Source organism: Pseudomonas sp. G3-39, assembly GCF_054790485.1.
This window is the reverse complement of record NZ_CP186497.1, coordinates 1,647,693-1,660,665: the sequence shown is the minus strand read 5'-3', so window position 1 is coordinate 1,660,665 and position 12,973 is coordinate 1,647,693. Positions and strand designations below refer to the sequence as shown.

Here is a 12,973-nt window from a genome sequence, read left to right as displayed (position 1 = left end):
AGATGCTCGACCGAGACATAGCTCAGCGTATTAATGCGGGCGACGGAGAATTGACGGCACTCTCGCGTCCCGGCGTCTTGACCGGGGACGGTGCAGTTTGTGTGCCAGCGCGCTTCAATGCCGCGTCCGGTTGCGCATTGGCGGTACCGGTACCGGTCAGGCTGCGGCGCACATCGAGGTTGCGCGACACCACCAGCACCACACGACGGTTTTTCGCCCGGCCTTCGGCGGTGGCGTTGTTGGCCACCGGCTGAAACTCACCGTAACCCACCGAGGCCAGACGTCCGGGGTTGACGCCCTGCATCGCCAGCATCCGCACGATACTCGCCGAACGCGCCGAGGACAGTTCCCAGTTGGTCGGGTACTGCGCGGTGCGGATCGGCTGATCGTCGGTGAAGCCTTCGACGTGAATCGGGTTGTCGAACGGTTTGAGGATCGCCGCCACCTTGTCGATGATGTTGAACGCGATATCACTCGGCATTGCGTCGCCACTGCCGAACAACAGGCTGGAATTCAGTTCGATCTCGACCCACAACTCGTTGCCGCGCACGGTCATCTGGTTGGAAGCGATCAAGTCGCCGAACGCGGCACTGATGTCATCGGCAATGCTTTTCAGCGGATCGCTGGCCCCGGCGATACCGGCATCGACCTGCTCGCTATCCTTGACCAGCGGCTTGGCCGGGGTCACGGTTTTCGGCCGTTCCTCACCGATCGGGATCGGCTTGAGCGAGCGATCGGAGTCGGTGAAAACCCCGATCAGCGCCTCGGAAATGACCTTGTACTTGCCTTCGTTGATCGACGAGATGGAATACATCACCACGAAGAACGCGAACAGCAGCGTGATGAAATCCGCGTAGGACACGAGCCAGCGCTCGTGATTAACGTGTTCTTCCTGATGCCTGCGGCGAGCCATAGTCCATTACCCCCATCAATCCATGAAGCCCTGAAGCTTCAGCTCGATAGAGCGAGGGTTTTCACCTTCGGCGATCGACAAAATACCTTCCAACAACATTTCGCGATAACGCGACTGCCGCAACGCGATTGACTTGAGCTTGGCCGCCACCGGCAGCAACACCAGGTTGGCACTGGCCACGCCGTAGATGGTCGCGACGAATGCCACGGCAATGCCGCTGCCCAATTGGGTCGGATCAGCGAGGTTGCCCATCACATGAATCAGGCCCATCACCGCACCGATGATGCCGATGGTCGGCGCGTAGCCGCCCATGCTTTCGAAGACTTTGGCGGCCTCGATGTCGCGCGCTTCCTGGGTGTAGAAGTCCACTTCGAGGATGCTGCGGATCGCTTCCGGTTCGGCGCCATCGACCAGCAGTTGCAGGCCCTTGCGTGAGTAGTTGTCCGGTTCGGCATCGGCGACGCCTTCCAGGCCGAGCAGGCCTTCCTTGCGCGCGGTGAGGCTCCAGTTGACCACGCGGTCGATGCCGCCGGCCAGGTCCACCCGTGGCGGAAACAGGATCCAGGCGAGAATCTGCATGGCGCGCTTGAACGCGCTCATCGGCGATTGCAGCAGCGCGGCACCGATGGTGCCCCCGAGCACGATCAGCGCCGCAGGGCCGTTGGCCAGCGCGCCGAGGTGGCCGCCTTCAAGGAAGTTGCCGCCGATGATGGCGACGAACGCCAGAATAATCCCGATAAGGCTTAGAACATCCATCAGATACACGCCTCGACGATGTGCTTGCCGATGTCGTCCAGGCCGTAGACCGCGTCAGCCAGATCGGCTTTGACGATGGCCATCGGCATGCCGTAGATCACGCAGCTTGCTTCGTCCTGGGCCCATACCGAGCTGCCGCCCTGCTTGAGCAGACGCGCGCCTTCGCGGCCGTCGGCGCCCATGCCGGTGAGGACCACCGCCAGAACTTTGTCACCGTAGGACTTGGCTGCGGAACCGAAAGTGATGTCCACGCACGGCTTGTAATTCAGACGCTCGTCGCCCGGCAGGATTTTCACCGCGCCACGGCCGTCGATCATCATCTGCTTGCCACCCGGAGCCAGCAGCGCCAGGCCCGGACGCAGGATGTCGCCATCCTCGGCTTCCTTGACGCTGATGCGGCACAGCTTGTCCAGACGCTCGGCAAACGCCTTGGTGAACGCCGCGGGCATGTGCTGGATCAGCACGATCGGCGCCGGGAAGTTCGCCGGCAATTGAGTCAGCACCCGTTGCAGGGCAACCGGGCCGCCGGTCGAGGTACCGATGGCAACCAGTTTGTAGGCTTTGCGCTTTGGTGCCGGCGACGACGCGCTGGCGGCTGGCGCACGAGCAGGTGCCGGAGCAGGCGCCGGACGCGTTGGAGCAGCAGCGCTGTGGCTGCTGAAGCTCGATGCCGCCGGGGCTGGCGCAGGCGTCGGTGCAGCGGCCGGAGCCGGCGCACTGTAGGCACTGAAACGACGATTACTGCGCGAGATGCTGTGGACCTTCTCGCACAGCAGTTGCTTGACCTTCTCGGGGTTGCGCGAGATGTCTTCGAAATTCTTCGGCAGGAAATCCACCGCGCCGGCGTCCAGTGCATCCAGGGTGACCCGGGCGCCTTCGTGGGTCAGCGAGGAGAACATCAACACCGGGGTCGGGCAGCGCTGCATGATGTGCCGCACCGCCGTGATGCCATCCATCATCGGCATCTCGTAGTCCATGGTGATCACGTCCGGCTTGAGGGCCAGGGCCTGATCGATCGCCTCTTTACCGTTGGTGGCCGTGCCGACCACCTGGATGCTCGGATCCGCTGAAAGAATTTCCGAGACGCGGCGGCGGAAAAAACCCGAATCGTCCACCACCAGGACTTTGACTGCCATAAACACTCCATTAGGTGCAGCGGGACGTCGTCGCCCCGCTGCCCCGGATTCAAATACGCTTCGTCGCGTAACGCTTGAGCATGCTTGGAACATCGAGAATCAGCGCGATGCGGCCGTCACCGGTGATGGTGGCGCCGGACATGCCCGGAGTGCCCTGCAGCATTTTGCCCAATGGCTTGATGACCACTTCTTCCTGGCCGACCAGTTGATCGACGACGAAGCCGATCCGCTGGGTGCCCACCGAAAGGATCACCACATGGCCTTCGCGCTGCTCTTCGTGAGCGGCGGAGCTGACCAGCCAGCGCTTGAGGTAGAACAATGGCAGCGCCTTGTCCCGCACGATCACCACTTCCTGGCCATCCACCACGTTGGTGGTCGACAGGTCGAGGTGGAAGATTTCGTTGACGTTGACCAACGGGAACGCAAACGCCTGATTGCCGAGCATCACCATCAGGGTCGGCATGATCGCAAGCGTCAGCGGCACCTTGATGACGATCTTCGAGCCCTGGCCCTTGGTCGAGTAGATGTTGATCGAACCGTTGAGCTGGGAAATCTTGGTCTTCACCACGTCCATGCCGACACCGCGGCCGGACACGTCGGAGATCTCGGTCTTGGTCGAGAAACCCGGGGCGAAAATCAGGTTGTAGCACTCGGTATCGCTCAGGCGATCGGCCGCGTCCTTGTCCATCACACCGCGTTTTACCGCGATCGAACGCAGGACGTTCGGGTCCATGCCCTTGCCGTCGTCGGAGATCGACAACAGGATGTGATCGCCTTCCTGCTCGGCGGCCAGCACCACGCGACCGCCACGGGCCTTGCCCGAAGCTTCGCGTTCTTCCGGCGATTCGATGCCGTGGTCGACCGCGTTGCGCACCAAGTGGACCAACGGGTCGGCCAGGGCCTCGACAAGGTTTTTGTCGAGGTCGGTTTCTTCACCCACCAGTTCCAGATTGATCTCTTTCTTCAGCTGACGCGCGAGGTCGCGAACCAGACGCGGGAAGCGCCCGAAGACCTTCTTGATCGGCTGCATCCGGGTCTTCATCACCGCGGTCTGCAAGTCAGCCGTGACCACGTCGAGGTTCGACACGGCCTTGGACATGGCTTCGTCGCCGCTGTTGAGACCCAGGCGCACCAGACGGTTACGCACCAGCACCAGCTCGCCGACCATGTTCATGATTTCGTCGAGACGCGCGGTATCGACCCGCACAGTGGTCTCGGCTTCGCTCGCCGGTTTTTCCGGCGGCGGAGCAGCTGCGGCGCGGGCCGGCGCCGGCGCAGCAGCGGCAGCAGGTTTTGGCGCTTCGGCTTTCGGCTCAGGCTTGGGAGCAGCCTTCGGCGCAGCAGCCGGAGCGGCAGCAGCCTTGGCGGCAGGCGCGGCCACAGTCGACGCGGTGCCCGCAGCAGCGGCGCCAACGTCGGTGAACTTGCCTTTGCCGTGCAACTCGTCGAGCAGCGATTCGAATTCGTGATCGCTGATCAGATCGCTGCCGGCAGCGGCGGCCGCCGGTGCGGCAGGCGCAACCGGTGCCGAGGCGATCGCCGACTCCAGCGCTTCCACGGCAAAGTTGCCCTTGCCATGCAACTGATCGAGCAGTGCTTCGAATTCGTCGTCGGTGATGTCCGAGCTGTCGCCCGCCGCCGGTGCCGCTGGAGCGGCCTCGGTCGGTGCGACGGCGTCTGGCGCGAACTGGCCTTTGCCGTGCAGTTGATCGAGCAACGACTCGAATTCGGCGTCGGTGATTTCATCGCTGGCGGCCGCATCGGCAGCCGGCGCAGGTGCAGCAGCGGCCGGGGCTTCGGCTTCGGCCTTGACGGCGTTCAGCGAATCCAGCAGCTGTTCAAATTCGTTATCGGTGATGTCGCCCGAATCGCTCGAATCGCCTTCGACGACCAGTTCTTCGATCATCTCGGCCACTGGCGAAGCCGGAGCTTCGTCGGCCGTTTGCGGTTCGGCCAGACGCGCCAGGGCGGCCAGCAGTTCCGGGGTTGCAGCAGTGATCGGTGCACGTTCACGGACTTCGCTGAACATGCTGTTCACCGCGTCCAGCGCTTCAAGCACCACGTCCATCAGTTCTGCATCAACGCGCCGCTCACCCTTGCGCAGGATGTCGAACACGTTTTCGGCGATGTGACAGCACTCCACCAGCTCGTTGAGCTGAAGGAAGCCGGCGCCCCCTTTTACAGTGTGGAAACCGCGAAAAATTGCGTTGAGCAGATCTGCGTCATCCGGGCGGCTTTCCAGCTCGACCAGTTGTTCGGACAGTTGCTCAAGAATCTCGCCGGCCTCAACCAGGAAATCCTGAAGGATCTCTTCATCGGCGCCGAAGCTCATTAATGGGGTGCTCCTACAGGTCTAAAAACCCAAAAAACCTAAAATTCCAAAACACTAGAATCCGAGGCTGGATAACAAATCGTCCACATCGTCCTGACCGGACACAACGTCTTCTCGTTTATCGGCATGAATCTGCGGACCTTCACCCTGCGAGAGATGTTTTTGTGGATCTTTTTCTGCAAGCATCGCGGCACGGTCGTGCTCGATGCCCGCAAAGCGGTCAACCTGACTGGCCATGAGGACGAGTTTGAGTAAATTGCTTTCGACTTCGGTGACCAGCTGGGTCACACGCTTGATCACTTGACCGGTGAGGTCCTGGTAATCCTGAGCCAGCAGGATGTCGTTGAGGTTGCTCGACACCGCACGGTTGTCCGTGCTGCTGCGTGACAGAAAACCGTCGACCCGGCGCGCCAGCTCGCGGAACTCTTCAGCTCCGACTTCACGACGCATGAAGCGGCCCCAATCGGTGCTCAGAGCCTGGGCTTCTTCAGCCAGGCCATTGACCACCGGGGTGGCGCTTTCCACCAGATCCATGGTGCGGTTGGCCGCGGCTTCGGTCAGCTTGACCACATAGCCCAGGCGTTCGGTGGCGTCGGTGATTTGCGACACTTCCTCGGCCTGCGGCATGTGCGGATCGATCTGGAAATTGACGATCGCACTGTGCAGTTCGCGTGTGAGCTTGCCCACTTCCTGATACAGGCCGCGGTCACGGGTCTGATTGAGCTCATGGATCAGTTGCACAGCGTCGCCGAACCTGCCTTTTTCAAGGCTCTCGACCAGTTCGACCGCGTGTTTTTTCAGGGTCGACTCGAAATCGCCCTGTGAAGATTCGTTATGCTCCATAGCTCCCCCGCGCGTCATCAGCCGATGCGTTCGAAAATCTTCTCGATTTTGTCTTTCAACGCCTGAGCCGTGAAAGGTTTGACCACGTAGCCGTTCACACCAGCCTGAGCGGCCTCGATGATTTGCTCGCGCTTGGCTTCAGCGGTCACCATCAGCACCGGCAGATGCTTGAGTTTTTCATCGGCACGCACGTGGCGCAGCAAGTCGATACCGGTCATGCCCGGCATGTTCCAGTCCGTTACCAGAAAGTCGATGCTGCCGCTGTTGAGTACCGGAATGGCGGTAGTGCCATCGTCGGCCTCGACGGTGTTGGTGAACCCGAGATCGCGCAGCAGGTTCTTGATGATCCGCCGCATCGTTGAGAAGTCATCAACGATGAGGATTTTCATGTCTTTGTTCAATTCGACCTCCAAGCAGTCTTAAACGCGCCCAGCACCTGGACGCGCCACTTCAATCAATCGGCGCAGCACTCGAAGACTGTCTGGAGCACAACAGAGCAAGACCGGTGCCGTTCTCACCGCACCAGCCTCGTTCGCAGTGTCCCCACACTGCCTTCAGCGCGCTCGCCACTCCCCCAAACGCCCCCGCAAACGGGCCGCGCACTGGCTGTGTAACTGGCTGACCCGCGATTCACTGACGCCAAGGACTTCACCGATCTCCTTGAGGTTCAGCTCTTCGTCGTAGTACAGCGCCAACACCAGTCGCTCACGCTCCGGCAAATTGGCAATCGCGTCCGCCAGCGCCGCCTGGAAGCGTTCATCTTCCAGATCGCGTGACGGCTCAAGATGAGCACTGGCGCCATCCTCGTGCAGCCCTTCGTGTTCGCCGTCCTGCAACAGGTCGTCGAAACTGAACAGCCGGCTGCCCAGGGTGTCATTCAAAATCCCGTAGTAATCGTCGAGACTCAATTGGAGTTCGGCCGCAACCTCGTGATCTTTAGCGTCACGGCCGGTTTTAGCTTCAATTGAGCGAATGGCATCGCTGACCATACGGGTATTGCGGTGAACCGAGCGCGGTGCCCAATCCCCTTTGCGCACTTCATCGAGCATCGCGCCGCGGATCCGGATGCCCGCGTACGTTTCGAAACTGGCGCCTTTGCTGGCGTCATATTTGGTCGAGACTTCGAGCAGGCCGATCATCCCGGCCTGAATCAGGTCTTCAACCTGCACACTCGCCGGCAAGCGCGCCAGCAAGTGATAGGCAATGCGCTTGACCAGTGGCGCGTAACGCTCGATCAACTCGTACTGCGCGTCACGTGCCGACTTCTTGTAGTAGTTCATACCGCTCGCGGTCATAACACAGGCCCTGCTGTTTGCTGCACGAGGCGCTCGACGAAAAACTCAAGGTGGCCGCGCGGGTTGGCAGGCAGCGGCCAGGTATCGACCTTCTGCGCGATCGCCTTGAACGCCAGCGCGCACTTGGAACGCGGAAAGGCTTCATAGACCGCTCGCTGCTTCTGCACTGCCTTGCGCACGCTTTCGTCGTACGGCACGGCGCCGACGTATTGTAAGGCGACGTCGAGGAAGCGATCCGTGACCTTGGTCAACTTGGCGAACAGGTTGCGCCCTTCCTGCGGGCTCTGCGCCATGTTGGCCAGCACGCGGAAGCGGTTCATGCCGTAGTCGCGGTTGAGCAGTTTGATCAGCGCGTAGGCGTCGGTGATCGAGGTCGGCTCGTCGCAGACCACCAGCAACACTTCCTGCGCGGCGCGGACAAAACTGACTACCGAGTCACCAATACCCGCAGCGGTGTCGATCACCAGCACATCGAGGTTGTCGCCGATGTCGCTGAAGGCCTGAATCAGACCGGCATGTTGCGCCGGGCTCAGGTGCACCATGCTTTGGGTGCCGGAAGCGGCCGGCACGATGCGGATCCCGCCGGGCCCCTGCAACAGCACGTCGCGCAGTTCGCAGCGACCTTCGATCACATCGGCCAGAGTACGTTTGGGGGTCAGTCCCAGCAGAACGTCGACGTTCGCCAGCCCCAGATCGGCGTCCAGCAGCATGACCCGACGGCCAAGCTCTGCCAGCGCCAGAGACAAGTTCACTGACACGTTAGTCTTGCCGACGCCACCTTTGCCGCCGGTCACCGCGATCACCTGTACGGGATGCATGCTGCCCATGTTATTTCTTTACCTTGTCTTGCATAGACGGAGGCCACATTACTGGCTGCGCGTTCTCAACCGGAACAATGCATGGCAGACCATCGATGTAGGTACAAAAACGGTTCATTACCTCAGCCAACCTGCTTGGTCGGGCTGTGGTAGATATCAGCGAACATGTCAGCCATGGCTTCTTCGCTGGGTTCTTCCTGCATTTGCACGCTGACGGCGCGGCTGACCAGTTGATGACGGCGCGGCAGATGCAGATCATCCGGAATCCGTGGGCCATCGGTCAGGTACGCGACCGGCAGTTCATGACTGATCGCCAGGCTCAACACTTCGCCAAGGCTGGCCGTCTCATCCAGTTTAGTCAGGATGCAGCCGGCTAGCCCGCAACGCTTGTAACTGTGGTACGCGGCGGTTAGAACCTGTTTCTGGCTGGTGGTTGCCAGCACCAGATAATTTTTTGAACGGATGCCACGCCCGGCCAGACTTTCCAGCTGCATGCGCAAAGCCGGATCGCTGGCCTGCAAGCCGGCGGTATCGATCAGCACCACGCGTTTGCGCAGCAGCGGGTCGAGCGCCTGCACCAGCGACTGGCCCGGATCGACGTGGGTCACCGGCACGTTGAGAATCCGCCCCAGCGTCTTCAGTTGTTCCTGCGCACCGATGCGGAAACTGTCCATGCTGACCAGCGCGACATTCTGCGCGCCGTACTTGAGCACGTAGCGCGCAGCGAGTTTGGCCAGGGTGGTGGTCTTGCCCATGCCGGCCGGGCCGACCATGGCAATCACCCCGCCCTCTTCCAGCGGCTCGACTTCCGGTACGGCAATCATCCGCGCCAGGTGCGCGAGCAGCATGCGCCAAGCCTGACGTGGTTCTTCAATATCGGTGATCATCGCCAGCAGATCGCGCGACAACGGCCCGGACAGACCGATGCGTTGCAGACGACGATACAGATTGGCTTGCGCCGGACGGCTGCCTTGCAGCTGATTCCAGGCCAGCGTGCCGAGCTGCACTTCCATCAGCTCACGCAAACTGTTCAGTTCGAAACGCATCGAATCCAGCGCACGCGGATCGATGCCAGCGGACGACTGGGCAGGCGCTGGCGCTGGACGCGCCGGGGCGGCGTAAGTCGGTTCGCTCAACGGTTCGGCAGCAGTCAGCGGCAGGCCGGCCGTCAACGGCAGCCCGGCGAACAACTGGCGATTGGTGTTGCCGTCGGCTTCGCCACGCAGGCTCAGCTCGGCCTGAGCAGTAACGATGCGCGACTGGGTCTTGCGCAGCTCGTCCTCGAGTTCCATGTTCGGAACCCGTGGCGCCAGCGCCGACAATTTGTAATCCAGTGCCGCCGTCAGCTCGACGCCGCCGGCAATGCGGCGGTTGCCAATGATGGCGGCATCAGCGCCCAGCTCATCACGAACCAGCTTCATGGCCTGACGCATATCGGCGGCGAAAAAACGCTTAACTTGCATAAACCACTACCTCAGCCGTTGGGCCCTACTGTCGCAACGATGGTCACTTGCTTGTTGTCCGGAATTTCCTGGTAGGCCAGCACGTGCAGCCCTGGGACTGCGAGGCGGCCGAAACGCGAGAGCATCGCGCGGATCGGGCCTGCTACCAACAGGATCACCGGTTGACCTTGCATTTCCTGGCGCTGCGCCGCTTCGATGAGCGAACGCTGCAGCTTCTCGGCCATGCTTGGTTCCAGCAGAACGCCCTCTTCAGAGCCTTGTCCTGCCTTCTGCAGACTATTGAGCAATATTTGTTCCAACCTTGGTTCCAAGGTGATCACAGGCAGCTCGGAGTCAGTGCCTACAATGCTTTGGACGATGGCGCGGGATACCCCGACGCGTACTGCGGCGACCAAGGCGGCGGTATCTTGACTCTTGGCGGCGTTGTTGGCGATGGCTTCGGCAATGCTGCGGATGTCGCGTACCGGCACGTGTTCGGCCAGCAGCGCTTGCAGCACTTTGAGCAACTGCGACAGCGAAACCACACCCGGCACCAGCTCTTCAGCCAGTTTCGGCGAGCTTTTGGCCAGCAATTGCATGAGTTGCTGCACTTCCTCGTGGCCGATCAGCTCGCTGGAGTGCTTGTACAGAATCTGGTTCAAGTGGGTCGCGACCACGGTACTGGCGTCGACCACGGTGTAACCGAGCGATTGCGCCTGGGCGCGCTGGCTGACTTCGATCCACACCGCCTCCAGGCCGAAAGCCGGATCTTTGGCGGTAATGCCGTTGAGCGTGCCGTAGACCTGCCCCGGGTTGATCGCCAGTTCGCGATCCGGGTAGATCTCGGCTTCGGCCAGGATCACGCCCATCAGGGTCAGGCGATAGGCGCTCGGCGCCAGATCGAGGTTGTCGCGAATGTGCACGGTCGGCATCAGGAAGCCCAGATCCTGCGAGAGCTTCTTGCGCACGCCCTTGATCCGCGCCAGCAACTGCCCGCCCTGATTGCGATCCACCAGCGGGATCAGGCGATAGCCGACTTCCAGGCCGATCATGTCGATCGGCGTCACGTCGTCCCAGCCCAGCTCCTTGGTTTCCATGGCGCGGGCCGGCGACGGCAGCAGTTCCTGCTGACGCTGAACCTCTTGCAGCGCCTGCACCTTGGCGACGTTCTGTTTTTTCCAGAACAGGTACGCACCACCGGCAGCCAGCGCGGCCATGCTCAGGAACGAAAAGTGCGGCATGCCCGGGACGAGGCCCATGACTGCCATCAGGCCGGCCGCCACCGCCAAGGCTTTGGGCGAGGCGAACATCTGGCGGTTGATCTGTTTACCCATGTCTTCCGAACCGGAAGCACGGGTCACCATGATCGCCGCCGCTGTCGATAACAACAGTGATGGCAATTGCGCCACCAAACCGTCACCGATGGTCAGCAAGGCGTACACCTTGCCCGCGTCGGCGAAGGTCATGTTGTGCTGGAAGATACCGACGGCCATACCGCCGATCAGGTTGATGAACAGAATCAGCAGGCCGGCGATGGCGTCACCGCGAACGAACTTGCTGGCACCGTCCATCGAACCGTAGAACTCAGCCTCTTGGGCGACTTCCTGACGGCGCGCCTTGGCCTGGTTCTGGTCGATCAGACCGGCGTTGAGGTCGGCGTCGATCGCCATTTGTTTGCCGGGCATCGCATCGAGGGTGAAGCGCGCGCTCACCTCGGAAATCCGCCCGGCACCCTTGGTCACCACGACGAAGTTGATGATCATCAGAATCGCGAACACCACGATACCGACCACGTAGTTGCCGCCGATCACCACTTCGCCGAAGGCCTGAATCACCTTACCGGCAGCGGCGTGGCCGTCCTGACCGTGGAGCATCACCACCCGCGTTGAGGCCACGTTCAACGCCAGCCGCAGCAGCGTCGCCACCAGCAGAATGGTCGGGAACACCGCGAAATCCAGCGGCCGCAGCGCATACACGCAGACCAGCAGGACGACGATCGACAGGGCGATGTTGAAGGTGAAAAACACGTCCAGCAGGAACGGCGGCACCGGCAACATCATCATCGCCAGCATGACCAGCAGCAACAACGGCACGCCCAGATTGCCTCGACTGAGGTCGGCAACATTCGAGCGAGCAGTGTTGAATAACTGAGAGCGATCCACCGGTTTTCCCCGTTCCTTTAAAGCAAACTTTTGACGCCCAAAGCAGGCGCACGGCGGCTACTGCAAGAAGCCTTCCAACTTTTGCCGGGGATTGAAATTGAGGTTTGCCTCAGGGGAATTGTCTTGCCAGAAGCTGGGCGCCATGGAGCCGACCGCAAAACAGACGCAGACGGCTATCACCCTTAGCCCAGGTGAAAAAAATCAGAAAACCCGCGTACTCACGGATACCCGGCAGTCAAAATTTGCTCTGGATTAATCTCACCAAGACGCAAATTGCGGCCCACCAAGTAGCGCGTACCCTTACGGATCTGCTTCCCTCCCACGTCGACAAGCGCCTCCTCAGAATCGCCCAAAGTCACGATTTTCTCAGGCTCATGAAAAGGATTGTCGGGATCTGCCTTCAACACACTCAGTGCCCAGACAAAGTAAATGTCCGGCACATCCTGCGGCTCGATCTTCCTCTTGATCCGCGGCTCGATCTCCCATCGAAAGTCCTGTCCTCCCGTGACCTGTAACTGATCACCGACCATGTGAAATTGTGGTTTGTGATAACGCATCAGTAGGCCACCGCCAATGCTGCTCCATATATCGTAGTAGTTGTTGGGCGAAGAGAAAACGCTGACCAACTCTTTAACGGTGCCAATGTTGCCAGCGGCACTATTGAATCTGTTGTAGAGACCATGGTGGGCTACCCCGTCCAACCTTGGCGTGATCGCATTGATATACGAATCGAGATAGCCCGGCACATACGCATCGCTCATGTGCACGAAATGCGTGAAGTCCAACATCGCCATAAAAGTGAACGTGCAAGCGATATGATCAGACTCTTTCACCACCGACCCGGAAACGAAATCAAACTTCATCCCTTCAAGCTTTCTGTAGTCCTCTGGCATGACCTTCTCCTTGGCGAATGTTAAAGACAGGTCAGAAGGCGACTTGCCCGTGAAACCTGCCAAGGAACATGGGATAGCTGAATGCACTTTGTGTCCACTGTCAGAACTAACAGGTAGAGGTCTTTTTCCGACAAGCGGAAGGCCGCGGTCTTTTGATTTATCAGGAATCGCGCCGCAATGAACACAGATTGGCGGTATCACACAGATCCTCTGTGGGAGCGGGCTTGCTCGCGAAGAGGCCATCTACGACACCACAGAATCATGCGCAGCACCTTTAAACGCTGGCGTTTAAAAGACACCTCCAGACACGCCTTGCGGGCTACATATTCTTGCGCCATTGCCTACAGCTACGCCAGAATCCGCCGGCTTGTGCGCCTTGGGGG

General features: G+C 60.5%; 11 protein-coding genes. All 11 read right to left on the bottom strand.

The features are described 5' to 3' along the window. Window positions 1-22: 22 nt before the first annotated feature. Window positions 23-913: a flagellar motor protein MotD gene (gene motD / locus ACOYXG_RS07495; RefSeq protein WP_027613922.1), complete on the bottom strand. Its 891-nt coding sequence runs from the start codon at window positions 911-913 to the stop codon at window positions 23-25. A gap of 15 nt (window positions 914-928) precedes the next feature. After that, window positions 929-1,669, bottom strand: coding sequence for a flagellar motor protein (locus tag ACOYXG_RS07490; protein ID WP_007967839.1), 741 nt, complete (start codon window positions 1,667-1,669; stop codon window positions 929-931). After that, window positions 1,669-2,805: a protein-glutamate methylesterase/protein-glutamine glutaminase gene (locus tag ACOYXG_RS07485; RefSeq protein WP_095139385.1), complete on the bottom strand. Its 1,137-nt coding sequence runs from the start codon at window positions 2,803-2,805 to the stop codon at window positions 1,669-1,671. Before ACOYXG_RS07485 ends, ACOYXG_RS07490 begins: the two co-directional genes overlap by 1 nt. 49 nt (window positions 2,806-2,854) lie before the next feature. After that, window positions 2,855-5,137 carry a chemotaxis protein CheA gene (locus ACOYXG_RS07480; protein ID WP_460356808.1) on the bottom strand — a complete coding sequence of 761 codons (2,283 nt, stop codon included), beginning with the start codon at window positions 5,135-5,137 and terminating at the stop codon, window positions 2,855-2,857. 54 nt (window positions 5,138-5,191) lie between these two features. Continuing rightward, window positions 5,192-5,980, bottom strand: a complete 789-nt coding sequence (locus ACOYXG_RS07475) for a protein phosphatase CheZ (RefSeq protein ID WP_027613919.1) — start codon at window positions 5,978-5,980, stop codon at window positions 5,192-5,194. 17 nt (window positions 5,981-5,997) lie between these two features. Further along, window positions 5,998-6,369 (bottom strand): chemotaxis response regulator CheY, encoded by a 372-nt coding sequence (locus ACOYXG_RS07470; protein ID WP_024012118.1) that lies wholly within the window; start codon window positions 6,367-6,369, stop codon window positions 5,998-6,000. A 165-nt stretch (window positions 6,370-6,534) separates the two neighbouring features. Next, the gene (gene fliA / locus ACOYXG_RS07465; protein ID WP_007920004.1) at window positions 6,535-7,275 is read right to left on the bottom strand and encodes an RNA polymerase sigma factor FliA; all 741 of its coding nucleotides are present in this window, start codon (window positions 7,273-7,275) and stop codon (window positions 6,535-6,537) included. Beyond that, on the bottom strand, window positions 7,272-8,102 hold the full coding sequence (gene fleN / locus ACOYXG_RS07460; RefSeq protein WP_003222917.1) for a flagellar synthesis regulator FleN: 831 nt from the start codon (window positions 8,100-8,102) through the stop codon (window positions 7,272-7,274). Before fleN ends, fliA begins: the two co-directional genes overlap by 4 nt. 113 nt (window positions 8,103-8,215) lie before the next feature. Beyond that, a complete protein-coding gene (flhF, locus tag ACOYXG_RS07455) occupies window positions 8,216-9,556 on the bottom strand; it encodes a flagellar biosynthesis protein FlhF (RefSeq protein WP_003222914.1) in 1,341 nt (446 codons plus the stop codon). An 11-nt stretch (window positions 9,557-9,567) separates the two neighbouring features. Then, the gene (gene flhA, locus ACOYXG_RS07450) at window positions 9,568-11,697 is read right to left on the bottom strand and encodes a flagellar biosynthesis protein FlhA (RefSeq protein WP_027613918.1); all 2,130 of its coding nucleotides are present in this window, start codon (window positions 11,695-11,697) and stop codon (window positions 9,568-9,570) included. Between the two features lie 218 nt (window positions 11,698-11,915). Next, window positions 11,916-12,590: a hypothetical protein gene (locus ACOYXG_RS07445; RefSeq protein ID WP_460356801.1), complete on the bottom strand. Its 675-nt coding sequence runs from the start codon at window positions 12,588-12,590 to the stop codon at window positions 11,916-11,918. Window positions 12,591-12,973 lie beyond the last annotated feature (383 nt).